Source organism: Glaciecola punicea ACAM 611 (genome assembly GCF_000252165.1).
In the GTDB taxonomy this organism is placed as follows: Bacteria; Pseudomonadota; Gammaproteobacteria; order Enterobacterales; family Alteromonadaceae; genus Glaciecola; species Glaciecola punicea.
The window spans coordinates 84925-108968 of the sequence record NZ_BAET01000031.1 but is presented as its reverse complement, the minus strand read 5'-3'; the positions used below and the strand labels follow the sequence as shown (position 1 = coordinate 108968).

The following is a 24044-nucleotide window of genomic DNA, read 5'->3' as shown; positions in this document are numbered from 1 at the left end:
AACAAAGACGCTTGTCTATGCAAAATATGACTTGTTTGATGCGGCCATTTCCCGCACACCGTCGCTAATTTGGTAAATCGGGCCTAAGCTTGCGTATTTATCGGCAAGTGCCACAAAGTTCGCTAAGCCCATGGTCTCAATATAGCGAAATATTCCGCCTCTAAAGGGAGGAAAGCCTAAGCCGTATAGCAAGGCCATATCAGCTTCTGCTGCACTGCCTACGATGCCTTCTTCCAAACATCGAATGGCTTCATTAGCCATGGGGATCATCACGCGAGCAATAATCTCTTGTGTGTCAAACTCACGCTTAGCCCCTCCATGCGAAGCAAACAAGGCATAAGCTTCATCGGCGGGAACTTTACTTGGACGCCCACGTTTGTCGATACCATAGTTATAAAAGCCTTTGGCGTTTTTTTGGCCCAATCGGGAGCTGCTATATAGCAATGTCACAGGGTCATTATCAATTTTTTGCATACGCTGTGGTATACCGTTAGACATTACGCCAGCAGCGTGCTCGGCGGTGTCCATGCCAACCACATCTAATAAGTATGCGGGGCCCATGGGCCATCCGAATACTTTTTCCATTACCTTGTCAATTGCGGTAAAGTCGGCGCCGTCAATAACTAGTTTGCTGAAACCGGCAAAGTAAGGAAACAATACACGGTTAACTAAAAAGCCGGGGCAGTCGTTAACCACAATAGGCGTCTTACCCATTTTTAAGGTCGCCGACACAACCGCAGCGATGGTTGCATCGCTAGTGGCCTTGCCGCGAATAACTTCAACTAATGGCATTTTATGCACGGGGTTAAAAAAGTGCATGCCGCAGAAGCGTTCAGGCTTGCGTAAAGACTCAGCCAGTAAATCGATAGAAATTGTGGATGTGTTCGAGCAAATAATGGCATCTTCGCTGACCGTGTCTTCTGCTTCTTTAAGCACCGCCGCTTTTACCTTTGGATTTTCAACCACCGCTTCAATAACAAGGTCGGCATTAGCAATGGCCTTTAAATCTAGGGTAGGAGTAATGTTGTTGAGGGTAGTGGCCATTTTCTTAGCGTCTACTTTACCGCGCTCCATCCCTTTTACTAATATTTTTGAAGCCTCGTTTAAGCCTAAATCTAGCGCTGGTTGCGCAATGTCGCGCATAACGGTGGGTACACCGTTTATGGCACCTTGATATGCGATACCACCGCCCATTATTCCTGCGCCTAAAACAGCGTGCTGCCTTATGACTCTAGCGGCGCTTTTAGCCAGCTTTTTACCTTTGCCTTTAACAGCTTGATCAGCTAAAAAGATACCTACTTGCGCTTTACATGCGTTGGTTCTGGATAATGCCACAAAACCTTCGTTTTCAAGTTTTAAAGCCTCGTTGCGGCCACTTCGTGCTGCTTTTTGAACGGTTTCAACCATCTTATGAGGGGCTGGGTAATGTCTGCCAGCCTGGGCAGCAACCATAGCAGCCGCCGTTGAGAAACTCATAGTTGCTTCATTCTTATTCAGTTTAAGCGGCGCTTTTTTCTGTTCACGACGCCCCTGCCAATCTAGTTTGCCGTTGATAGCGCTAAGCAGCATGGTGCGGGCACCTTCATGTAACTGCTGCGCTGCAACTACGCCCTGAATAGCGCCTTCTGCTAACGCTTGCTGGCCCTTTCTAGGCTTGCCTGTTGTCATCCACTGCAGTGCATTGTCAGCGCCTATGACTCTAGGTAAGCGTACAGTACCGCCAAAGCCTGGCATTAAGCCTAAACTCACTTCCGGAAAGCCCACTTGCGCTGTTTCATCCGCTAAACGCAGGTCGCAGGCCAAGCTCATTTCAAAGCCACCGCCCAGTGCAAACCCATTAATTGCGCATATAGTAGGCACGGGTAAATCTTCAAAGTGGTCAAATACCTGCGATGTTTTAGCCACCCAAGCCAGAACTTCAGGCTCAGGCAGACTGAATAAATCAGTAAATTCGGTAATATCTGCGCCTACGATGAAACTTGATTTTGCCGAGCGAACTAAGACACCCTTAATATTGCTATTGTCTTTAATGGCGGCGTTTGCTTGGTCAAGCTCAGATATTGTTTGTTGGTCAAATTTATTAACCGAGCCTGGGGCATCGAAAACTAACTCGGCAATACCGCCATCAGTCATTGTTACGCTAAGACTTTTGCCTTCGTAAACCATGGTTATCTCCTTTAAGTGAATGTATAGATTGTTACAAAATAAAACCACTAATGATCAGCAATAGCTTACAGCATAAAGTCCTTATGACTATCATTTAGCGTGATACCGTAGATCCATATTCGTTAACGCTAAATAGGTTCCAAAAATGAAAAGAATGGATGTTTGGCATGTTCAATGCTGTTGCTTACAGACTTTTTCTTTCGCTGCACAGAACTATTGCGATTACTTATTGTATAGATAATACGGCAGCAGATAATACACAATTAACCTTTGATAGGTCTTACTTTTCTTTCACATTGCCATTCTTACTAGCGCATATATTGTTTCTAAAATATTTTGTTCAGTGGTGACGAGGGTAACCATAACAACATTTGTAAAAACATTCAGGAGAACATCCATCAATCTTTTCGCTAGGGCAAAATTTGTCCTCAATATCACATATAATTCGTGTGGGTCGTCTTTGCTGGTTGAAAAAGGGCAGCCGACTTTTATGATAAACAGGTCCATATTGATGTTGAGCTCATTTTTTATTTTGTGTGTTTTTAGTGCTGTTGGCTTTGCTCAGACAAGCGCTGCTGATGATTTGTTCGCCATGCCTGATAGAGAGGCACAGCGCGCGGCATTTGTGCGCGCTGAAAAGAGAGTTTGGCAAATGGACAATGTTGAGTTAATGGAAACGGTGCAATCTCTGAGCGACTACCCACTTATTCCTTATTTAATTGAACGTAAACTAAGCGATCGCCTGCAGTTGTCTGATGAAGAACAGGTGCGTGCTTTTTTAGTGCAATATGAGGGCACACCCTTGGCACGAAAACTAAGACGCAATTGGTTACAATATTTAGAACAAAGACAGCGTGCAGCACTTTTCGTGGAATTTTACACAGCGACAAGTGACGCAGCGCTTGCCTGCGCTTATCTTGATTTTACAGTAGCGCTGGGAACCGATATTACCAGGCTTTATTCACAAATTGCTGAGCTATGGACCGTTGCCGAATCGCAGCCTAAGCAATGCGACGGCATTTTTAAAAAGTGGATTGCGGCAAATCAGTTAAGTGAAGACCTCGTGCTGCTGCGCATTCAAAAAGCGGCCGACGGCGGACAACACACTCTCATTCCTTACCTGCGCACTTTGCTGCCCAAAGAAAAGCAGTACTTAGCCGATCTATGGCAAAATACTCGGCGAAATCCTGCTTATGTCAAAAATAGTAAAGCGTTTATAGGCCAGTATCCGCTAATTGAAGCTGACATTATGAGCTATGGCTTGACTCGTCTGGTATGGCGCGACCGTAACTTAGCTGTGCAGATTATGCAAAAAGCTGAGACAAGCATGGTTTTTACACAAGCACAGCGGGCCCATATATACTCTCGTTTTGGTATAAAGCTAGCGATTGACGACCATGAGGCATCCGAAGAGTATTTGTTAAAAGCCGCAGCTGGAGCAGATGATCCAGAAGTAATGCGGTGGCATCTTGCGTATCTATTACGTCAGCAAGACTGGGTGCGGGTTGTACTCTTGATTGAAAACGCTGCCCCACAAAAAGTAGCCGCAAAAAAATACAGCTACTGGCTTGCGCGGGCGTACGAGCAGCTTGGCAGGCAAGATGAAGCCAATATACTGTATAAACAGGTAGCCACTCATCGGCATTACTATGGCTTTCTAGCCAGTGCACGAGTTGGCCTGCCTTACCAGCTTGAGAATTCGCCTGTGGTGGTACCCGATGAACTTGTCTTCAAAGTAAAGTCGTTGGCGTCAAGTCAGCGAGCATATGAGTTACGTAAGTTAGGTCGCCAGCACGAAGCTCGTTTAGAGTGGCGTCATACCCAAGGCCAATTGGATGAAGATGAGAAGCTGGCAACAGCTGTAATATCAAGCGCTTGGGATTGGCCCGACCAAGCCATTTTTACATTTTCACGGCACGGTTATTTGAACGATGTGACTCGGCGTTTCCCCATCGCATTTGCCGATATTATGGTGCGCGAAGCGAACAAAAAGGACATAGATCCTGAATGGGCATTCGCCATTGCTCGCCGAGAAAGCTCCTTTATGCCCGATGCTGTGTCGCCTGCCAATGCCAGAGGGTTGATGCAGTTATTGCCCAGTACCGCCAAATATTTAGAGAAAAGGTATATCAGTTCAAAAAGATTGCTAGACGCAGAAACAAACGTTAGGCTTGGCAATAAGTATTTACGTTATCTCATGGACAAGTTAGATAACAATCAAATTTTGGTGTCTGCTTCCTACAATGCAGGGTGGCGCAACGTGCAAAAATGGCTGCCACAAGTCGAGGCACTTGCCTCCGATATTTGGGTAGAACTGATCCCTTTTCGTGAAACGCGCAATTACGTGAAAGCCGTAACCGCCTACAAACAAATTTATTATGCACAGTTGCATAATGAAGTGGTGTTGCCTGATGAAATGGCGCTGGCAAAGGCCTCTGTTTTTGAAAGATTTATTGCTACGCCAATCCCTGTCTCGCTTTAGTTGTCGATACAAACTTACATGGCTTAGCGCTTTATCATTTCGCACGCATGCTTGCGTTGTGATAGCATGAAACGATAACAGAAGCGATAGTAGAAGGTATAAATAAAGTATGTCAAACGACGCAATGGCGACGATGTACGCCCAACATATCGACACATTACAAACACGCACACAAGAAGCGCTAGCGCGCGAAAGCATTGACGGATTGGTGATTCATTCTGGTCAAGGCAAAAAGCACTTTTTAGACGATACCATTTATCCATTTAGGGTAAACCCCCAATTTAAAGCTTGGTTGCCAATAATCGACAACCCAAACTGTTGGTTAATTGTTAATGGCGTAGACAAACCCAAGCTGGTGTTTTACCAGCCAGTAGATTTTTGGCATAAAGTCCCGCAAACGCCCACTGACTTCTGGGTCGAATACTTTGACATTGTTTACTTAAAGCAGGCCAATACCGTCGAAAAACATCTGCCCTACGACAAGTCTCGTTATGCCTACATTGGCGAGTATATTGAAGTGGCAAAAGCCTTGGGCTTTGACGTAGTCAATCCCGATAGAGTAATGCACTACTTGCACTACCATAGAGCCTATAAAACTGATTATGAGCTTACGTGTATGCGCCAAGCAAACCGTATCGCAGTAGGTGCTCATAAATCGGCAGCTAAGGCATTTATGGAGCACAGTAGTGAATTTGAAATTAACCAAGCTTACTTGCTGGCCGCTAAACAGGGTGACAATGAAGTGCCTTACGGCAATATTGTGGCGCTAAACGAGCATAGTTCAATACTGCATTACACCGCACTTGAAAATAGTAAGCCGGCACAAAATTTATCTTTTTTAATTGACGCAGGCGCCAGCTTTCAAGGTTATGCCGCAGACATTACTCGTACCTACACCACAAAGGCTGGGCATGAATTTGCTGACTTAATAAAAGCGGTGAGTGCACTTAATCTATCCTTGGTTGATAAAATGAAACCAGGCGTCAGCTATGTCGATATTCATAAGGCCGCATATTTAGGCGTGGCACACATTCTGACTAACTTTGGGGTGCTTAATATGCCACCCCAAGATGCTGTAGATTTAGGTATTGTGAGCACGTTTTTCCCGCATGGCGTGGGGCACCATTTAGGCTTGCAGGTACACGATGTTTTAGGGCATGCAAGCGATGATAGAGCTACGCAAAACCCACCACCACAGCAGCACCCATTTTTGAGATGCACTCGCATAATAGAAGCCAGACATGTCTTCACTATCGAGCCAGGCGTATATTTCATTGAGTCATTATTAGCTAATTTAAAAGGCAGCGAACATTCAAAATATGTTAATTGGAATGTGATTGACCACATGCGACCTTTTGGTGGTGTGAGAATTGAGGATAACGTTATTGTGCACCAACTGCGCAACGAGAACATGACGCGAGAGGCTGGCTTAGGCTAAGTCACGCGGTAAATGCATAAATATATAAGGTTTTAGCTGATTCTATTTACGGAAAGGTCGGCTAGCCCGAGTAAAGCACTTTTGTATTGCGACTCAGGTATGACCGACAAGGCCTCTTTTGCTTTGCTTGCTTCTTCTAGCGCTAAATCTTGGGTGTATTTAATTGAACCAGACTGGTGCATAAGCCCCAAAATAATATCAAAATTATCCATACCGTCAGCATTTTCAATTGCACTTCGAATAAGTACAGCGTCGCTAGGAGATGCGTTCCACATCGCATGAAGTAGCGGCAACGTAGGTTTACCTTCCGCTAGGTCATCTCCCGCTTTTTTACCCATGTCTTGCTCATTAGCGACGTAGTCAAGCACGTCGTCTACCAGTTGAAACGCGGTGCCTAAATGTTTGCCATAGTCTTGCATTGCTTTTTCTATTATTTCAGGTTGGTCTGTTAGCACTGCCGCTAACTGAGTCGCCGCTTCAAATAAGCGCGCAGTTTTACTATAAATCACGTCTAAATAGCTTTTTTCGGTGGTATTGGGATCATTGCAGTTCATTAACTGCATGACTTCACCTTGGGCTATTCGGTTGGTAGCGTCTGACAGTATTTCCATTACGGGCATTCGCTTTAAGGCGACCATCATTTGAAACGCGCGTGAATATAAAAAATCACCTACTAAGACCGAGGCTTGATTACCAAACACAGCATTTGCTGTTTCGCGTCCTCGACGCATGGTAGATTCGTCCACCACGTCGTCATGCAGTAGGGTCGCGGTGTGAATGAATTCAATAATAGCCGCTAAAGTATGATGATTGTTGTTGTTTATACCAAGTGCGCGCGCGGCAAGTATCGTGATGAGCGGACGAATGCGTTTACCGCCACTGTTGACGATATAAAACCCAAGCTGATTAATCAATACGACATCTGAAGCCACTTGCTGCTGTATGAGTTTGTTAACCGCGTTCATGTCAGATTCGCTCAAGGTTTTTATGCTGGTAAGATCCATGCCACTCTTTATATTATTTATTGGATTACCGCTATTTTACATTAAACGCCATGTATCTCTAGTTATGTCGATGTTTTAGATGAAAAATAAGCCTTGCTTGAGTGTAAATTGATAACAAGACCGATATTGTGTGAATTAAGTGCAATTTCTGCTTGTAACGAAACGAAACTTTACCTATAATTCGCGCCCTGTTTTTTGAATTAAGCGCATGAATGCGCAGTGCGGAGAAATATATGTACGCGGTTTTCCAAAGTGGTGGTAAACAACACCGTGTGGCCGAAGGTCAAACCGTTCGTCTAGAAAAAATCGAAGTTGCTCCGGGTGAAACCGTAGAGTTTGATGAAGTCTTGATGGTCAGTAACGGTGACGATATTAAAATTGGCACACCTAAAGTAGTCGGCGGTAAAGTCACCGCTGAAGTCGTTACCCATGGTCGTGGCGACAAGATTAAAATTGTTAAGTTTCGTCGTAGAAAGAATTCTAGGACTCAAACAGGACATCGCCAGTGGTTCACGGAAGTGAAAATTACAGCGATAAGCGCGTAACTATTTTATAGAATTATTAACGGTAGCATTGTAGTATGACTATCGTTAATCGCTCATTAGCAAGTATTAGGAGACGAACTCATGGCACATAAAAAAGCCGGTGGTAGTACCAAAAACGGTCGCGACTCAATCAGTAAGCGCTTAGGTGTTAAGCGCTTTGGTGGTCAAGACGTGTTAGCTGGTAACATAATTATGCGTCAGCGTGGGACTAAGTTCCACCCTGGGGAAAACATGGGTATTGGTCGTGACCACACCCTCTTCGCTCTTACTGACGGTAAAGTCCTGTTTGAAGTGAAAGGCCCTAAAAACCGGAAATTTATAAGCATAGTTGCTGCATAATACGGTTGGTAATTAATACAAAAACCTCGCAGCTGCGGGGTTTTTTTTGCTTTAATGGTTTGGTTTTCGCCACACTCATAGTAGTTAACTCAACTTACGTTTTTTACCTCGTAATATGAAGTTGAAGCGCCTAGTTATCGAACATTAATAAAGCTGATATACTCTCCACACAAGGTCAGTGATTTATACACAGTCATACAGGATTAAGCCAAGTAAATGAAATTTGTAGATGAAGCAGAAATACGCGTAGAAGCTGGAGACGGCGGTAACGGCGTAGTTGGATTTAGACGCGAAAAATACATACCCAATGGCGGTCCTGACGGCGGCGATGGTGGTGACGGCGGCTGTGTTTATCTTGAAGCCGATGAGAACTTAAATACGCTCATCGATTTCCAATTTGAACGTTTCCACCGCGCTGAGCGCGGTAAAAACGGTCAAGGCAGCGACTGCACAGGGCGTAAAGGCGAAGACCTCTATTTAAAAGTACCGGTAGGCTCGCGCGCAACCGACAAAGAAACGGGTGAAGTGCTAGGCGACTTAACCGTGCACGGGCAAACGATGAAAGTAGCCCAAGGAGGCTTTCATGGTTTAGGCAATGCACGTTTTAAAAGTAGCACTAACCGAGCGCCTCGTCAAAAGTCAGACGGTACTAAGGGTGAAATTCGCCATTTAACCCTAGAGTTGTTGTTGCTAGCTGACGTAGGCCTATTAGGTTTGCCAAATGCTGGTAAATCTACTTTTATACGCTCTGTATCAGCGGCTAAGCCAAAAGTTGCTGATTACCCTTTTACCACTCTTGTGCCTAATCTGGGCGTCGTCAGGCTCGACTCGCAGGCAAGTTTTGTTATTGCCGATATCCCTGGTTTGATTGAAGGTGCCTCTGAAGGGGCTGGCTTAGGTATTCAATTTTTAAAGCATCTTGAACGCTGTCGCGTACTGCTTCACTTGGTTGATATTATGCCCAGTGACGGCAGTGACCCAGTCGAAAATGCGCTGACCATTATCAACGAGCTTGAAACTTATAATCCAAAGCTAGCCGCTAAGCCGCGCTGGTTGGTCTTTAACAAAGTAGACCTAATGCTTGAGCAAGAAGCTGATGCCCTTTGTGAGCAAATAGCGGATCAAATGGGTTGGGAAGACGACTATTATCAAATGTCAGCAATTAACAAGTATGGTTCAATGGAGCTGTGTCAAGATATCATGCAGTTTATGCTTACCCTACCGCCGCAAGAAGAAAATGAGCAAGATAATGAACCAATGAGCTTTACATGGGACAGTGCACTAGTGGCTAGCAAGGCGCAAGAAAGCATTGATAACGACGATTTTGACGACGAAGACGATGACGATGATGAAGATGACGACCATCCTAACGTTGTATATGTGAACGAATAGAATTAGTAATTTGGCTGTACAGCAGTTTTTATAATTATGCCAAACGGCATCAATAAAGCATTGAATTATGATAAAAATTAGTATGATTGCCGCAATGGCAAAAAACAGAGTAATCGGTAAAGATAATCAAATGCCTTGGCACTTACCTGCTGATTTAAAGCACTTTAAATCAGTAACCCTAGGGAAGCCTGTGGTTATGGGACGTAAAACGTATGAATCCATTGGCAAAGCCCTGCCTGGTCGCAAAAACATTGTGGTTACGCGCAACCAAGCTTATACTTTAAGCGATGCTATTGTCGTGCATGACTGTGATTCTGCGCTAAGGATTGCTTCAATAGAAGCGGACGAGGTAATGATCATTGGCGGTGGCGCGATATATGAAGCTTTTTTGCAAAAAGCCCAACAGCTATTCTTAACCTTCATTAATATAGACATTGAAGGAGATACTCAATTTCCTGATTACGAAAAAATGGCTTCATGGAAAGTGCTCGAGCGTGAAACTCATCAGCCTGATGAAAAGAATGCGCATGAGTATGAGTTTATTACCCTTTTACGCTCAAAATAAAGCACATCTAGCAATAATAAAGCAATGCTATTGCCCGGGCAGATAGCGAAAAGGGTCAACTGACTTTCCTTTTTTCCTAATTTCAAAGTGCAGCATTATCTCACTTGCACCTGAACTGCCCATAGTGGCGATTTTCTGTCCTTGCTTAACAAATGTTTGCTCGCTCACCAAGATGGTGTTGTTATGTGCATATGCACTCAAATAATCGTTGTTATGCTTTATGATAATTAAATTTCCGTAGCCCTTTAAAGCATTGCCAGCATAAACAACTTTTCCATCAGCCGCAGCTAGTACCTGTGCGCCTAGCATACCTTTAATATCTAATCCACGATTACTGCCGTCGCTCCCAACCGTCGCGATAGTGCGATTTCCACTAGCAGGCCATGCCCAGGCCAATTGATTGTTAGTGGTATTTAAAGCTACATGATTGCTGACTTGATTTTCACTTGTCGGCGCCGGCTTTTTTGCAGTAGATTGCTGCTGTTTTGTTTGCTTAACTTTGTTCATGCTTACATTGTTTTCAGTGCTTCGCGCTTCACTGGTTTTCGCCGTAACTTGCTTAGTCTTTACAGGGTTTAAACGCAGCTTCTGGCCTAATTTAATTGTGTAAGGGGGCGATATGTTATTTAGCCTAGCTAGTTCTCGGTAGTCGTTTCCACTGTAAAAAGCGATAGCAAATAGGGTGTCTCCTGGCTCTACTATGTAGGTGTCACCAGTGATTTGGGTTACGTTTTCCACAGTGGCAGTTTTGGTCGACAAATGCACCACAGGCGCGGGTACAAAATTGCTGGAGCAGGCGCTCATGAATAATGCTAACGATAGTGGTAATGCCAACATTGTGGTGTGGCGGCGTGTTTTTCTTAACAGGCGAATTAGCGCAAGCTTATTAAATACGGTTATACTCATGTTAGTCAAATATCGTGTAAGCGGTTAACAATTTCATATTATATCCCCTGCAACGAGAGGCACAAAATTGACGACTTCAATGACGGTGTTGGACAAATTTCCGTTTTGCTTGTCAATACAAAGCAACTGCTGCTGCTTGCCGCCTACGGGGATAATTAAGCGACCGCCGTCGGCCAATTGATTTATAAGCTGCTCAGGTATATTGGCGGCTGCCGCGGTGACTATAATGCCATCAAAGGGAGATTTACTCGCCCAGCCTTGCCAACCATCACCGTGTTTCAATTTTACGTTATGTAAATCAAGCTGGTTTAAACGGCGCTTTGCTTGAAACTGTAGCGCTTTAATACGCTCGACACTGCATACTTGCGCAAATATTTTGGCTAAAATCGAGGTCTGATAGCCTGAACCTGTGCCCACTTCTAATACTTTTGCCGCAGGCCCAATACCGCTTAAGAGCAGCTCTGTCATTTTGGCGACAATATAAGGTTGGGAAATGGTTTGTCCTTGCCCTATCGGTAGGGCGATGTTTTCATACGCCTTGTGCGCCAGCGCTGCCGGTAAAAATATTTCTCTGGGAACGCTAGCGATAGTTGCCATCACCGCTTCATTGGTAATGCCCTCTTGCTTTAATACCCCGGCCAACTGTAAGCCTTTACGTGATGTCATACTGATGCTTCCAGCTATATTAAGATGTTATAACGTGCGCATGCGAACCTACTTTAACGTTCGCTATTTCTCGCAGTACCGAGGTGGCGAAACAACCCGACGGCAGGCTAAATGAAAGTACGGCTGAATTATCGCTTATTTGTACCGAAAAATCTTCAACAAAGAGCAATACCGGTCGTCTTTGTTGAGATAATTGCAAGCGCACCAAAGTATCACAAACCTGTGAATACTCATCTGCTGCTGATTGTTCAAAGGTTCTTGCTTGGCCTTGACTATCTAGTTCACCTTCTCCCCATAAAGGCGCGGTAACTAACACATCGCCTCGTTTAAGTCTGTCGGTCGTTGCCGCTAGGAGTGCTTCATCATTTTGCGCGTGAATAAAAAAACTATTGCTGCCGCTTAACGACAAGGCATCACCGTCAAGCAATGCCTGGTAGGCAAGTTGGCTGATGCGATTGCTGACAAAGTGATTAAAAAGCCAACTTCTAAGGGCTGAAATTGCCATTGATCGTTTATTACGGTTACGGATTTCTTCACCGTTTACTAGTTTTTCTGCCAGTTGTAAATTGCCGCCCAGTATCACGCTGCCATCGGATTTAATAAGCTCGCCGAAACGCTGGTTGCCATAGTAGTTTGGCACGCCGCGCACCTTTATGGCCTCTATTCGGCTCAACAGGGCAGCTTGGTCTAGCGTGTCAATATCGCGCATTACAATCTCAAATTTATTAGATTTTATTGCGCCGGTGCGCAGCTTTCGTTCATTTTGCACCGTCTCGATAATGCGAACGCCGGGCATTTCAAATGTTAACCAATCGGTTTTAGCTTTGCCGCCATGATAAATGCCAAACCACTGTGAGGTGATGGCGTATTTATCTTTGCGACCAGCGTAGCTAACATTACGTAAGGGTAATTTGCCAAATTTAGCCAGCGCTTCGGCCACAAACGCAGTATTTAAGCCGGTTTTTTCAATGTGAATAAGTGTATGCTCACCGCTGCTATTGGGCTCAAAGCTTAATGTTTCAAAGACTTTGAAGTCGCTTAGTTGCGTTTTTATAGTGGCGTTAAAAAGCGCACCACCGTGTAAGTGTGTCCAAGGGTCTACCTGTAAATTCAGCATGCGCAAACCAAGACCATTGCGTGTGCTTCAATACCTTCTTCACGCCCCACAAAACCAAGTTTTTCGGTGGTGGTTGCCTTTACACTTATGTTATCAACGCTTATCTTTAGCTGTTTGGCTATGTTGCTGCGCATATTAAGTATATAAGGGGCAAGTTTAGGCACCTGCGCGGCGATGGTAATATCTGCGTTTCCCAGCGTATAACCTTTGTCATTAATCAGGCCGTATACATGCGTCAGTAGGTGCATTGAGTCAGCATCTTTAAAGTCAGCGCTGGTGTCAGGAAAATGCTTACCTATGTCACCAAGGGCTAGAGCACCTAATAGTGCATCACACAAAGCATGTATTGCCACGTCACCGTCGGAGTGCGCAATAAGGCCGTGGGTATGGTCAATTTTTTCACCGCATAAAGTGATGGGGCCTTCACCGCCAAATTTATGTACATCGTAACCGTGTCCTACTCGTATCATTGTTGCTTGTCCTGTATGGCATAACCGTTGTTTTAACGTTCATATATAAAGCGCGTATTATTTATTGCTCTTGTTAATGGCGCTTAAGTAAAATGTAGCAAGTGCTATATCGCTGGGTTTCGTAATTTTTATATTGCTAGAAGGCCCCTCTACTAATAACACGCTTTTTCCACAATTTTCCATAGCAGAGGCTTCATCGCTTAGCTTTGTGCCCTTAGCTAAACCTGTTTCAATTGCGTGTATCAATTCATTCATGCGAAACATCTGCGGCGTTTGTGCATGCCACAGCAAAGAACGCTCTATCGTATTATCTATTATAGAAAAGTGTTGTGAATGTCCTGAAGATATTTTTGTAGAAGCGGCTTTTTTAATAGTATCGGTAACGGGACACGCCAGTATTGCGCCACAGACATTATCGCTTGGTGCAATAGCCGTGCACCTTTCAATAAGTCGTGTTATGTCTTGCGCGTTGACGCAAGGTCTTGCAGCGTCATGAACTAACACAAATTGTGTTGGGTCTTGGAAGTTAACAATACAGCGTAAGCCTTGTAGCACAGAGTCTACGCGCTCACAGCCACCAATAACCGCCATAACCTGTGGGTGATTAGCAATTGATAAAGTGGTGAAAGTGTAATCTTCAGGGTGCAACATTACAATAATTTTACCAATTTGATTATGTGATAAAAAGATCTGCACGGTGTGCTCTAATATTGTTTTTCCGCCAATGCTGACATATTGCTTTGCAGTAGCGGCAGCCACTCTGCTGCCAATTCCTGCCGCGGGGATAATCACAGGGAATATAGAGGTAGATGGCAAGGCAGTCACTCTTTGGGCAATATACGGTAGAAAGTTTCGCCTTCTTTAATCAGGCCTAATTCGTTACGCGCGCGCTCTTCCATGGATTCTAAGCCCAATTGTAAATCTTCTATGTCGGCTCTAAGGAGTTGATTACGCTGCCGTAAATTCGCATTTTGTTCGCTTATCGTGGTAATTTGGTCTTGCTTAAATTGAAAGTCATAGACACTGTTTTTGCCAAACCAGAGCCTGTATTGCAATGCGCTAAGCATGACAATTAACAACAGCGCAATCCATTTTTTTTTCATATATGCCTCTGCTTAAACCAAAGATAAGTGCCTGTGCCGTGTAAACAAAAAACACTTATTTTGACGCTTCTATACGCCATAATAATAGCATGCGATGTATACAGTTTCCGTAAGTTGACAGAGGCTAGTTAGCTACTTGTAAAAAATATTCGACTTAGGTAGCTTATTACATTGATAACGATTATTGTACGGCGAAATTTAACACGTTCACATTGTTTTAAATACGACTTTTACCATTATTTAGAGGTGCTACATGCTCATAAACACAAGTCTTGCGACCCATTCGACTACTAGGCAAAAAATCCGAGACTTTTATCGGATTAATGAAGCTCAGGTTGTGGAGCATATTTTACCAGAAGCTGAGGTAAGTATGAGGGCAAGAAGTCGTGCATGGGAGCGTGCTCGTACCTTGGTATTGCGGATCCGTAAAGAACAAGAAGGTCACGGCGGGGTAGATGCGCTGCTTCAAGAGTATTCACTATCTTCAGAAGAAGGCGTCGTGCTAATGTGTTTGGCTGAAGCTTTGTTGCGCGTGCCAGACAAGCACACGCAAGACCAACTTATAAGAGACAAGTTAGCTAACGGTCAGTGGTCGAGTCACTTAGGCAACAGCGACTCGATGTTCGTCAATGCAGCTGCGTGGGGACTCATGTTTACCGGAAACATGGTGAACTATACCAACGTGCGTAAAAAAGCGCAGTTTGGCTTGTTAAAGAAAACGCTAGGCCGTATGGGCGAGCCTGTAATTCGCCGTGCTATGAACATTGCTATGAAAGTAATGGGCAAGCAGTTTGTGATGGGTGAAACCATAGAAGACGCTGTAAAGCGCGCACAAGACAAAGAAAAAGCGGGCTATGTATATTCTTACGACATGTTAGGCGAAGGCGCTCGGACTTTTGCCGACGCAGACCGCTATTTCAAGGCCTACAGTGATGCCATAGAAGTCATCGGAAAAGCAGGTGCAGGCAAAGGTCCTCGTCGTAGTCCTGGTATTTCGGTGAAACTTTCAGCCATTCATCCGCGCTACGATTATGTGAAGTACGAAAAGGTAGTGCCGGAAATTTGCGATCGCTTAAAGAAGCTGTGCCTACAGGCTAAAAAACATAACATCGGCTTAACGGTCGACGCGGAAGAGTCGGAGCGTTTGGAAATATCATTAGATATTATTGAAAAAGTGTTTAGTGATCCCGACCTTGACGACTGGCAGGGCTTTGGCTTGGCGGTTCAGTCATACCAAAAACGCGCTATTTTTGTGATTGAGTGGATACGTGAGATTACCACCCGAGTCAATAAAAAGATGATGGTGCGCCTAGTAAAAGGTGCTTATTGGGATACCGAAATTAAACACACCCAGCAAGGCGGATATGAAGATTTTCCAGTGTTTACCCGAAAAGCATCCACCGACGTGTCTTATCATGCATGTGCCAACCGCTTACTTGCTTACCGCGACTCTATTTATCCGCAGTTTGCAACACATAATGCCTATACCGCCTCGGTTATTATTGAACTTGCTGGAGACGACAAAGAAGGTTTTGAGTTTCAATGCTTGCACGGTATGGGCGACACATTATATGACCAAATCGTAAAGGAAGAAGGGATTCAATGCCGTGTTTATGCACCAGTGGGTCAGCACGAAGACTTACTCGCCTATTTGGTCAGAAGATTACTTGAAAACGGGGCGAACTCTTCGTTTGTTAATGCCATAGTGGACGAAAAGAAAGCAGTTGAAGAATTATTAAGTGACCCCGTAGAATTTACCCAAAGACTGGCTAAAAGAGTCAACACTCAAATAACAATGCCGATTAACCTGTATGGCGATAGCCGCTTAAACTCTAAAGGTTTCGATGTTTACGACATTAATAAGTTAACGGATATGTCAGCTAACATCGCTAAATGGTTTGATTTACATACCAGCAGTCTTCAAATAAGCGATAGCGCAGACTATATTGTGCGCAACCCCGCTAAGTTGTCTGAAATTGTGGGCCACCACCATTTTGATAGCCCTGAGCAAATGCTAGCCAAACTTGCTATTGCGCATGATGCTTTTGCCAGTTGGTCGAACACGCCAGTCACCCATCGCTGTGAGATACTCATGCGTGTGGCTGATATTTTAGAGCGCCACATGGACGAGCTGATTGGTTTATGCATAAAAGAAGCCGGTAAAATTACCGAAGACAGCGTGGATGAAGTACGCGAAGCGGTCGATTTTGCGCGCTACTATGCCGTTGAAGCACAAAAAATAGACCCTGATAATAGGCTCACACCACGCGGCGTTATTTTATGTATAAGCCCGTGGAACTTCCCCTTGGCAATCTTTTTAGGCCAGGTAGTGGCGGCGTTGGCAACTGGCAACACCGTCGTGGCTAAACCAGCAGAACAAACTAGCTTAATCGCTATGCGTGCGGCTGAGTTAATGTATGCCGTTGGCTTGCCAAAAGAGGCGCTGCAAATGGTCATTTCTACCGGTCCGCAGGTTGGCAACACCTTACTGCCTGACGAACGTATTGCAGGTGTAATATTCACAGGCTCCACCCAAACAGGCACGTTAATATCACGCACCTTGGCCCAACGTGCTTCTACGCAAGTGCCGCTTATTGCTGAAACTGGCGGGCAAAACTGCATGATAGTTGACTCTACAGCGCTGCCAGAGCAGGTGGTAGATGATGTTGTGACGTCGGGCTTTAGAAGCGCTGGCCAGCGCTGCTCGGCTCTGCGTGTTTTATTTTTACAGGACGTAGTTGCCGATGACATTATTGAAATGATTATTGGGGCGATGAAAGAGCTCAGTATAGGCGACCCACAGTGGTTGTCGACTGATCTTGGTCCTGTTATTGATGAAAAAGCTTTAAAAGCGCTTACCGAGCACGAAGTTTTTATGCAGCAAAAAGGCAAGCTTTTATATAAATGCGAATTAGACGCGAGTTTAGACGGTACTTTCTTTGCACCGCATTTATTTGAAATTAGTGATTTGAGCGTATTAACAAAAGAAGTATTTGGACCTTGCATACATATTGTGCGTTATAAAGGCGGTGACTTACTGAAAGTCATGGACCAAATAAATGCCACTGGCTATGGCTTAACAATGGGAATTCACACGCGCATTGAAGAGCGGGCCTACGAGTTAGCGCAACTGTCAGGTGCGGGTAATGTGTATATCAACCGCAACATGATTGGAGCAATAGTTGGCGTACAACCCTTTGGCGGACGCGGCCTGTCCGGCACCGGCCCTAAGGCAGGCGGACCGAACTACTTGCCGCGCTTAATGATGGAAAAAGTTACGCCTAATTTAGTCGGCGTTGGTGAAGAGTTTGCTGACGGCTTTACCCATGATCCGGCCTTAATGAGCGATGAAAAGTCGCATAGCGAAGTAGCTGACATGATGACGCGAGCTAATAAAGTAGTGCAAGAATGGCGATTAAGCACCTTAACGTCAAGATTGTCGGCGGTTCGCCAACTGTTGGCCAAAATTGCAACGGTCGACATTGTTGAGGAGCTTGCGGAAGATTTAAACTCTACCTTAGCAAGCGCCCGTTCCCAGCTACTGTCTGTTGAAAAGCGCTTGAAGAAGCCACAGGTGCTGCCTGGGCCAACGGGTGAAAGCAACACTCTACATTTAGAGCCAAGAGGTATTTTGGTCACCTTCGCCGACAAAGAAGTGGCCTTTGAGTATTGGACCCTGTCTATTGTAACCGCACTTGCTACCGGAAATGTGGTGGTTGCGGTAGTGTCTGACTTGTTTTATGAAGAAGCGCTTACGTATAAAGATAAATTTGAGAGCACGGGGGCGCCAAAAGGCGTATTCCAAGTGGCACGTTTGAAGCACCTTGAAGCCTTACTTGAACACAAAGATATTGCGGGCATGGTAGTAGATAGCAGTACGTCTAGAACCTCTCGTTTTGTGCAAAAGATGGCCTTAAGAGATGGTGCAATACTACCGGTTATTACTGCTGAGCATAACGACAATATGATTGGTCGCTTACTCACTGAAAAAACAGTTAGCGTAGACACTACTGCCTCAGGCGGTAATACGTCGCTAATGACCATGACGGAAGACGACGAGTAGCTTGAAACTTTGATGGTCAAATGAAGCTTTAAAATGCCTGTTTTATATTTTTTAAACGGGCATTTTTATTATATTAGTCGGCCGCTTGACTTACGCTTACGTCCAAATAAGCCAATGATATAGCCAATAAGCAAGGCAACAACCCCGAGTATTGCACCGCGGGTGAACCACTCAATGCTGTTTGATCGCCCCCGTTTTTCTATGGTTTCGTTTAAACGCGCAATTTCTTCTAGCTGCCGTGTCACTTGTCTGTTGAACTTATTCTTTTGTGTATTAAGCGATTCAAGGTTAAGCGCATTAGCGCTTAACTCTGCCTGCAGGTTCGCCACTTTTGTGTTTTGTTGTGTTAACGAAGCTGCAACATCTTCAAGCTGCTCTTTGGCTGATTGACTAGGGCTGACAAACTTTAGCTCTATCCAGCCGGTACGCTGTCTATCATCAATAATTTCAGCAAAACCGTCTTCGCTGTTTGTCTGTAGTAGTTGCACTTTAGTACCAGCGGTAATTGAACCTAGTAAGCGGTAGTTGGTGCCTGGACCTGCGCGCAAATAGGTAAATAGCTTGTCAGAAACCCATCTAAAGTCGCCATTTTGGTCGCTGGGTTGGTCTCGCTTTTCGGCTTCATTGCTAACGGCGTCTGTTTGCGCTTGGCTTTCGCCACTTACGCTATATAGTAAAGTAAGACAAACTAAAATTGCAAGATAGGCAGGCTTTTGCATAGATGCGTATTTATTCCAATGGTGTAATATTTAAAAAGAGTAAGCTCAGGTAATGTTAATAACAAGCTAATGAATGTGCTATGATTTTATATACTGATTATAGTCGCTTATGCGCAAGCCTGTAGTATATTTTATGGAAATAGAACTTAAACTTATATCAAATCAAAACGCCCTATCGCTTTTTGAAGCTAAAGTGCTCCCCACCTTACGCAAACAAAATATTCAAATAGAACAAAGCCACGCGCATTTATACAATGAATACTATGATACCCCAGATGAGTTTTTTGGCAAAAGAAAAATGGGCTGCAGAGTGCGCTCGCGCAATCAACAGTATGAACAAACTATAAAAACGAAAGGTACGGCAGAAGGCGGTTTGCATCAGCGCCCAGAATATAACGTTGACTTAGACTCTGCGATCCCAGATCTGAGCAAGTTTGATCCCCAAATTTGGACCCAAGACATTGATATTAAAGCCGTGAACGACAAGCTTCAAGGGCTTTTTTCAACTCACTTTGAACGCACCACATTTGATATAAGTACGGATAAATACAGCCTTGAGCTAGTGTTTGACTTGGGCGAAGTGAAAAAAGGTCAAGACAGCTTGCCTATTTGTGAAATAGAACTTGAGTTGGTGAGAGGGGATCCTACGGCATTATTCGATATAGCCCAGCAGCTTATTAAGCATGTACCATGCAGGCTCAGCAACGTTACCAAAGCAGCTCGGGGCTATCAACTGCTGCATGGGCGCATTCCTGAAATTACATCCTTACCGTTGTTTTTACCATTGGATATGAATGACAGCTGCGAGCGGGCCTTTTGTAAAACAGTAGAACTTGCGCTGAATCACTGGCAGCATCATCAGCAGATATACTCACAAAGCCGCAACCGAAAAGCGCTGCGTGAAATTTATGAAAGCGTACAGTTGTTGCTGCAAGGGATCGCGCTATACTTGCCTATACTGCAGTGTAAAGAGTTACTTGATCTACATAAACAGCTGTTAACGCTTGCACAAGCTTGGGCTTGGCAGGAGCAACTAGAAAGTATTCACCAACTGCGGTCCAAAAAAGGGCCGTTTAGTCGCAAAATTCCGCGCAATCAAAATCTTATGAACTATTTAATGGGACGTCGAGAAGGTTTACTTAATGCCCACAAACCAAATGAATTAAATATGTCGGTGCTTAGCACCGGTGTCCAGCTCGCTGCTTCGCGTGTACTGCTCGACAAGCCATGGCGGGCGCAAAACTCAGGCCATCATGATGTTAACGTGAAAAAGCACGCTAAGGGCTGGCTGTCACAGTCGTGGCAAACGGTGCAGCAGTCGCTCCCAAAAGATACAAGTATGGACAGTAAGCAGTATTTAGCGCTCGATGCGCTGCTTCGACATTCGCTTCTCAAGGGCTTTTTACTGGCTGATCTATTCATGGATAGTCGTGGTCATTTTAGAGCCCCTTGGCTTGATTTAGCCACAGGCGTAAGAGAGCTTAAGTGTCTTAATCTTCTCCAAGATGCACTTAGCGATCTTGATACAGAAGACAAAGCAGACTTTTCATCTTGGATTAACGATAAAGTTAACAGTGTAGTGAAGGTGATGGAGCAGACTCGTGAAGTGGCTATGGATGCCGACACATACTGGTAGCATAATTTAATGAAGGCGTTAATCGTTTTTTTAGATTAAGCGCATCGTTTCTTTTCATTTTATTACGTACAAAAACATCTGTATATTCACGCTTAACGTAAAGACATATGAAAAAGCGTTTTAGCAAACTGCAGGTTGATTCAAACACAACGCAATGCACATTTATTACCGCTTTATATATTTACTCATATGTTGTTAATTTTAACCAAAAAGGAAACTAGTAATGTCAATAATTAACCAAATGATCCCCGATTTTTCTGTAGACGCTTTTCACGATGGCGAATTCAAGACTATCACCAGCGAGGACGTTAAAGGCAAGTGGTCAATTTTCTTGTTTTACCCAGCAGATTTTACCTTTGTATGCCCTACTGAGCTAGAAGATATGGCCAAAATTCACAGCGAATTAAATGAACTTGGTGTCGAGGTATATGGCGTATCTACTGATTCGCATTTTGTACACAAAGCTTGGCATGACACCTCTGATGCCATTAGCAAAGTAAAATATCCACTGTTGTCAGACAACGTATTTGTCTTGTCTCGTGCTTTTGACGTATTAATTGAAGAAGAAGGTCGTGCTCTTCGTGGTACTTTCTTAGCTAACCCAGACGGTATTGTAAAAGTAGCTGAAATTCATGACTTAGGCATAGGACGCAGCGCCAAAGATATGCTTCGCAAAGTAAAAGCCGCTCAGTATGTTGCCAACAACGACGGAGAAGTATGTCCAGCCGCATGGGAACAGGGTCAAGCAACCTTAACACCGAGCTTAGACCTAGTCGGAAAAATCTAAGCGTATCTAGAGATATTCATTAGACGCTCGCAGGTTTCCCTGCGAGTATTTTTTTTTAAGGTTACGGGTAAGTCAGCGCTAACAATTATAAGCTCAGGAAATAAAAATCTGCTGTTGTATCTGTAGATGGCGAAAGTTATAGCGTCATTACAGACAATAACGACAATAACGACAATAACGACAACATCTTTTTATTTCTCGACATATTTTATTCAGCATTAATACTGCTGAAATATAAAAACTCAGATGATCTTTACTATTCAAAGCGAGTTTTTACAAAAAATAGCAGTTAAGGCATACACATTTACAGGCGAAAGCATTAAACGTTTCGCTGTTTAGTAATTACCACAGGAGTTTTACAACATGCTAACACAAGACATTTTGACAGCCCTACAGGGTTATATGAAAGACTTAAAAAACGACATTACGTTTGTTGTACAAACAGGCCAGCACGAAAAGCGCAGCGAACTAATGGAAATGCTGAATCAGCTAGCCACCACCTCAAGTAAAATCTCAGTAGTGGAAGAAGATCGCAGCGGCGTACTTCGAAGCGCAGTGAGCTTTGCCGTCCAGGCTAACGGCAAAGATACTGGCATCACTTTTTCTGGCGTACCCGGTGGTCATGAGTTCAATTCTTTAATACTGGCTATTTTGCAAGCCGGCGGCAGTAAACTTAAGCTCGATGAGAGCATTCAAAACATGGTCAAAAAAGTAAAAGACAAGCTCAAATTTCAAGTTTATATCAGCCTTAGCTGTCATGCTTGCCCCGATGTAGTGCAAGCAATGAATCAGTTTGCTTTGTTAAACCCAAATATTGAAGCTGAAATGATTGATGGCGGCGTATATCCTGATCTTGTTGAGCAAAACAAAATTCAAGGCGTGCCCACGGTGTTTATGAACGGTAAAGTATTTGCCAGTGGTAAAGTAGAAATCGCGGGAATTATCGAAAAGCTCAGCGCCGCACAGCCAGAAATATTAGCCGTTGGTTCTGACATTGACGCGCCTAAAATGCCGATGCAAGACGTTACCGTCATAGGCGGAGGACCTGCTGGCATATCAGCAGCGATATACGCAGCGCGTAAAGGCCTTAAGGTGACTATTGTGGCTGACCGTTTTGGTGGTCAAGTCAAAGACACTATGGGTATTGAAAACTTAATTTCAGTGAAGTACACCACAGGGCCAGAATTAACAGGTTCATTAGTAAATCACTTAGATCAGCATGAAATCACCAAAAAAGAGCACATGCGGGTAGACAAAATTGAAAAAGGAATGATTAAAACCCTTACCTTAAGCAACGGCGAGGTATTCAAAACCCGCAGCATCATTATTGCCACAGGGGCCAACTGGCGTGAGTTGGGAGTACCTGGTGAAAAAGAAAATATTGGCAACGGCGTAGCCTATTGTCCCCACTGCGATGGTCCGTTCTATAAGGGTAAAGATGTGGCGGTAATTGGCGGCGGTAACTCTGGCGTAGAAGCCGCTCTTGATTTGGCAGGCATTGTTAAATCGGTCACAGTGTATGAGTTTATGCCTGAATTAAAGGCTGACAAAGTATTAATTGACCAACTTTACAAGCGCACAAATGTATCGGTTGTGAAAAACGCGGCGACTAAACAGGTTATTGCTGAAAATGGTAAAGTAACCGCCATTGAATACATCGACCGTGCGACCAACGAAGTGCACCAGCAGAAACTACACGGTATATTCGTGCAAATTGGGCTTGTGCCAAATTCAAAAGTGCTCCAAGGCGTGGTAGATTTAACCAAGCACGGCGAGGTACTTATTAACGAAAAAGGCGCAACGAGTGAATCTGGCATATTTGCCTGTGGCGATGTAACGACTGTTCCCTACAAGCAAATTGTGGTGGCAATAGGTGAAGGTACTAAAGCATCTTTAGCCGCATTTGATTATTTGTTGATGAATCCCGCCCCAGTTGAGGTAGAGGAACTAGACGAGCAAGCAGCCTAGTACGTTTAGGCTTATAGTAAACGCCGCTATCTTAGAGATAGCGGCGTTTTTTGTTTGTAAACCTCCCACTTCAACACAACTGCTAATGCGTAATTATTCATTTACTTAAGCATTATTAAGTAAACTTTTTTAGTTACACAAAAAGTATTTCATTCATCTTAAAATTTGCTACGCTAAGGGCTTGATGAACTGAACTTTTTATCATGTTGCGAAGAAGAAGTATGGCCTTGCTATATTTGCGTTGAAATTTGAATAATATAGCGCGTATAAAAAAACCGCAGAATGTGCGGCTTTTTTATTGCGACAAAGTAGACGGCACGCCGTATATTTACTTCTTGCTAATCGCACCAAAACGCTTCTTGAAGCGGTCAACACGACCACCAGTATCAGAGGTACGCTGCTTACCAGTATAGAATGGATGGCACTCTGAACAGACGTCTAAATTAATATCTTTACCTAAAGTAGAGCGTATTTTCATGATGTTGCCACAAGAACACGTTGCTGTCATTACTTCGTACGTAGGATGAATATTAGCTTTCATGGGATACCTTTCTTATTTAAGGCCGCCTCGCTATACAACCCGAAGTTGCACACCAAGCGATGTTAATTAAATGTAAGCACAGATTATTCTATACTTGAAAATTTGAGCACGAATACTATACAAATTAAACCTGTGGA

At 44.1% G+C, this 24044-nt stretch carries 20 protein-coding genes; 10 read left to right on the top strand and 10 right to left on the bottom strand.

All coding sequences use genetic code 11. The features are described from left to right. Nucleotides 1-15: 15 nt before the first annotated feature. Nucleotides 16-2166 (bottom strand): fatty acid oxidation complex subunit alpha FadB, encoded by a 2151-nt coding sequence (fadB, locus tag GPUN_RS12195; protein WP_006007230.1) that lies wholly within the window; start codon nt 2164-2166, stop codon nt 16-18. Nucleotides 2167-2677: 511 nt separating this feature from the next. Here fadB and GPUN_RS12185 point away from each other — a divergent pair. Further along, the gene (locus GPUN_RS12185) at nt 2678-4648 is read left to right on the top strand and encodes a transglycosylase SLT domain-containing protein (RefSeq protein WP_006007226.1); all 1971 of its coding nucleotides are present in this window, start codon (nt 2678-2680) and stop codon (nt 4646-4648) included. Nucleotides 4649-4757: 109 nt separating this feature from the next. Next, complete coding sequence (gene pepQ, locus GPUN_RS12180) at nt 4758-6086, top strand: Xaa-Pro dipeptidase (protein WP_006007224.1); 1329 nt, start codon at nt 4758-4760, stop codon at nt 6084-6086. 32 nt (nt 6087-6118) lie between these two features. Here the strand turns inward: pepQ and ispB are convergent, their stop codons facing one another. Further along, entirely contained in the window at nt 6119-7090 is a 972-nt protein-coding gene (gene ispB / locus GPUN_RS12175) for an octaprenyl diphosphate synthase (RefSeq protein ID WP_006007223.1), read from the bottom strand. A 233-nt stretch (nt 7091-7323) separates the two neighbouring features. Here ispB and rplU point away from each other — a divergent pair, with 233 nt between their 5' ends. The 4 genes from rplU to folA all read left to right on the top strand — a co-directional run bounded on the left by rplU (nt 7324) and on the right by folA (nt 9931). Further along, nucleotides 7324-7635, top strand: a complete 312-nt coding sequence (rplU, locus tag GPUN_RS12170; protein WP_006007220.1) for a 50S ribosomal protein L21 — start codon at nt 7324-7326, stop codon at nt 7633-7635. An 81-nt stretch (nt 7636-7716) separates the two neighbouring features. Beyond that, nucleotides 7717-7974 carry a 50S ribosomal protein L27 gene (gene rpmA / locus GPUN_RS12165; protein WP_006007218.1) on the top strand — a complete coding sequence of 86 codons (258 nt, stop codon included), beginning with the start codon at nt 7717-7719 and terminating at the stop codon, nt 7972-7974. A gap of 216 nt (nt 7975-8190) precedes the next feature. Beyond that, nucleotides 8191-9366, top strand: coding sequence for an Obg family GTPase CgtA (gene cgtA / locus GPUN_RS12160; RefSeq protein WP_006007216.1), 1176 nt, complete (start codon nt 8191-8193; stop codon nt 9364-9366). Between the two features lie 67 nt (nt 9367-9433). Further along, nucleotides 9434-9931, top strand: a complete 498-nt coding sequence (folA, locus tag GPUN_RS12155) for a type 3 dihydrofolate reductase (protein WP_006007214.1) — start codon at nt 9434-9436, stop codon at nt 9929-9931. A gap of 27 nt (nt 9932-9958) precedes the next feature. Here the strand turns inward: folA and GPUN_RS12150 are convergent, their stop codons facing one another. From GPUN_RS12150 to ftsB, 6 genes are read right to left on the bottom strand one after another with little or no spacing between them, the layout of a single operon-like run. Next, nucleotides 9959-10837, bottom strand: coding sequence for a peptidoglycan DD-metalloendopeptidase family protein (locus GPUN_RS12150; protein WP_141567294.1), 879 nt, complete (start codon nt 10835-10837; stop codon nt 9959-9961). 33 nt (nt 10838-10870) lie between these two features. Beyond that, nucleotides 10871-11509, bottom strand: a complete 639-nt coding sequence (locus tag GPUN_RS12145; protein WP_040521082.1) for a protein-L-isoaspartate(D-aspartate) O-methyltransferase — start codon at nt 11507-11509, stop codon at nt 10871-10873. 13 nt (nt 11510-11522) lie between these two features. Beyond that, nucleotides 11523-12620 carry a tRNA pseudouridine(13) synthase TruD gene (truD, locus tag GPUN_RS12140; RefSeq protein ID WP_006007206.1) on the bottom strand — a complete coding sequence of 366 codons (1098 nt, stop codon included), beginning with the start codon at nt 12618-12620 and terminating at the stop codon, nt 11523-11525. Then, nucleotides 12614-13090, bottom strand: coding sequence for a 2-C-methyl-D-erythritol 2,4-cyclodiphosphate synthase (gene ispF / locus GPUN_RS12135; RefSeq protein WP_006007203.1), 477 nt, complete (start codon nt 13088-13090; stop codon nt 12614-12616). Before ispF ends, truD begins: the two co-directional genes overlap by 7 nt. 57 nt (nt 13091-13147) lie before the next feature. Next, nucleotides 13148-13906 carry a 2-C-methyl-D-erythritol 4-phosphate cytidylyltransferase gene (ispD, locus tag GPUN_RS12130; RefSeq protein ID WP_006007201.1) on the bottom strand — a complete coding sequence of 253 codons (759 nt, stop codon included), beginning with the start codon at nt 13904-13906 and terminating at the stop codon, nt 13148-13150. A gap of 5 nt (nt 13907-13911) precedes the next feature. Then, complete coding sequence (gene ftsB, locus GPUN_RS12125) at nt 13912-14193, bottom strand: cell division protein FtsB (protein WP_006007199.1); 282 nt, start codon at nt 14191-14193, stop codon at nt 13912-13914. A 253-nt stretch (nt 14194-14446) separates the two neighbouring features. Here ftsB and putA point away from each other — a divergent pair, with 253 nt between their 5' ends. Beyond that, the gene (gene putA / locus GPUN_RS12120; RefSeq protein ID WP_040521080.1) at nt 14447-18256 is read left to right on the top strand and encodes a bifunctional proline dehydrogenase/L-glutamate gamma-semialdehyde dehydrogenase PutA; all 3810 of its coding nucleotides are present in this window, start codon (nt 14447-14449) and stop codon (nt 18254-18256) included. A 68-nt stretch (nt 18257-18324) separates the two neighbouring features. Here the strand turns inward: putA and GPUN_RS12115 are convergent, their stop codons facing one another. Further along, nucleotides 18325-18975: a TIGR04211 family SH3 domain-containing protein gene (locus GPUN_RS12115; RefSeq protein WP_006007195.1), complete on the bottom strand. Its 651-nt coding sequence runs from the start codon at nt 18973-18975 to the stop codon at nt 18325-18327. A 133-nt stretch (nt 18976-19108) separates the two neighbouring features. On the opposite strand from GPUN_RS12115, the gene GPUN_RS12110 reads away from it, so the two are divergent. The 3 genes from GPUN_RS12110 (at nt 19109) to ahpF (ending at nt 23366) form a co-directional block, all read left to right on the top strand. Continuing rightward, on the top strand, nt 19109-20611 hold the full coding sequence (locus GPUN_RS12110) for a CYTH domain-containing protein (RefSeq protein WP_006007193.1): 1503 nt from the start codon (nt 19109-19111) through the stop codon (nt 20609-20611). Nucleotides 20612-20834: 223 nt separating this feature from the next. Further along, entirely contained in the window at nt 20835-21398 is a 564-nt protein-coding gene (gene ahpC, locus GPUN_RS12105; protein ID WP_006007189.1) for an alkyl hydroperoxide reductase subunit C, read from the top strand. 363 nt (nt 21399-21761) lie between these two features. After that, a complete protein-coding gene (gene ahpF / locus GPUN_RS12100) occupies nt 21762-23366 on the top strand; it encodes an alkyl hydroperoxide reductase subunit F (protein WP_006007187.1) in 1605 nt (534 codons plus the stop codon). Between the two features lie 328 nt (nt 23367-23694). On the opposite strand, the gene rpmE is transcribed toward ahpF, so the two are convergent. Beyond that, on the bottom strand, nt 23695-23907 hold the full coding sequence (rpmE, locus tag GPUN_RS12095) for a 50S ribosomal protein L31 (protein WP_006007185.1): 213 nt from the start codon (nt 23905-23907) through the stop codon (nt 23695-23697). Nucleotides 23908-24044: the final 137 nt, after the last annotated feature.

What these genes read in the sequence shown, in the direction of transcription:
- fadB (WP_006007230.1), bottom strand. Translation starts at nt 2,166, where the DNA reads ATGGTTTACGAAGGCAAAAGTCTTAGCGTAACAATGACTGATGGCGGT.
- GPUN_RS12185 (WP_006007226.1), top strand. Translation starts at nt 2,678, where the DNA reads ATGTTGAGCTCATTTTTTATTTTGTGTGTTTTTAGTGCTGTTGGCTTT.
- pepQ (WP_006007224.1), top strand. Translation starts at nt 4,758, where the DNA reads ATGTCAAACGACGCAATGGCGACGATGTACGCCCAACATATCGACACA.
- ispB (WP_006007223.1), bottom strand. Translation starts at nt 7,090, where the DNA reads ATGGATCTTACCAGCATAAAAACCTTGAGCGAATCTGACATGAACGCG.
- rplU (WP_006007220.1), top strand. Translation starts at nt 7,324, where the DNA reads ATGTACGCGGTTTTCCAAAGTGGTGGTAAACAACACCGTGTGGCCGAA.
- rpmA (WP_006007218.1), top strand. Translation starts at nt 7,717, where the DNA reads ATGGCACATAAAAAAGCCGGTGGTAGTACCAAAAACGGTCGCGACTCA.
- cgtA (WP_006007216.1), top strand. Translation starts at nt 8,191, where the DNA reads ATGAAATTTGTAGATGAAGCAGAAATACGCGTAGAAGCTGGAGACGGC.
- folA (WP_006007214.1), top strand. Translation starts at nt 9,434, where the DNA reads ATGATAAAAATTAGTATGATTGCCGCAATGGCAAAAAACAGAGTAATC.
- GPUN_RS12150 (WP_141567294.1), bottom strand. Translation starts at nt 10,837, where the DNA reads ATGAGTATAACCGTATTTAATAAGCTTGCGCTAATTCGCCTGTTAAGA.
- truD (WP_006007206.1), bottom strand. Translation starts at nt 12,620, where the DNA reads ATGCTGAATTTACAGGTAGACCCTTGGACACACTTACACGGTGGTGCG.
- ispF (WP_006007203.1), bottom strand. Translation starts at nt 13,090, where the DNA reads ATGATACGAGTAGGACACGGTTACGATGTACATAAATTTGGCGGTGAA.
- ftsB (WP_006007199.1), bottom strand. Translation starts at nt 14,193, where the DNA reads ATGAAAAAAAAATGGATTGCGCTGTTGTTAATTGTCATGCTTAGCGCA.
- putA (WP_040521080.1), top strand. Translation starts at nt 14,447, where the DNA reads ATGCTCATAAACACAAGTCTTGCGACCCATTCGACTACTAGGCAAAAA.
- GPUN_RS12115 (WP_006007195.1), bottom strand. Translation starts at nt 18,975, where the DNA reads ATGCAAAAGCCTGCCTATCTTGCAATTTTAGTTTGTCTTACTTTACTA.
- GPUN_RS12110 (WP_006007193.1), top strand. Translation starts at nt 19,109, where the DNA reads ATGGAAATAGAACTTAAACTTATATCAAATCAAAACGCCCTATCGCTT.
- ahpC (WP_006007189.1), top strand. Translation starts at nt 20,835, where the DNA reads ATGTCAATAATTAACCAAATGATCCCCGATTTTTCTGTAGACGCTTTT.
- ahpF (WP_006007187.1), top strand. Translation starts at nt 21,762, where the DNA reads ATGCTAACACAAGACATTTTGACAGCCCTACAGGGTTATATGAAAGAC.
- rpmE (WP_006007185.1), bottom strand. Translation starts at nt 23,907, where the DNA reads ATGAAAGCTAATATTCATCCTACGTACGAAGTAATGACAGCAACGTGT.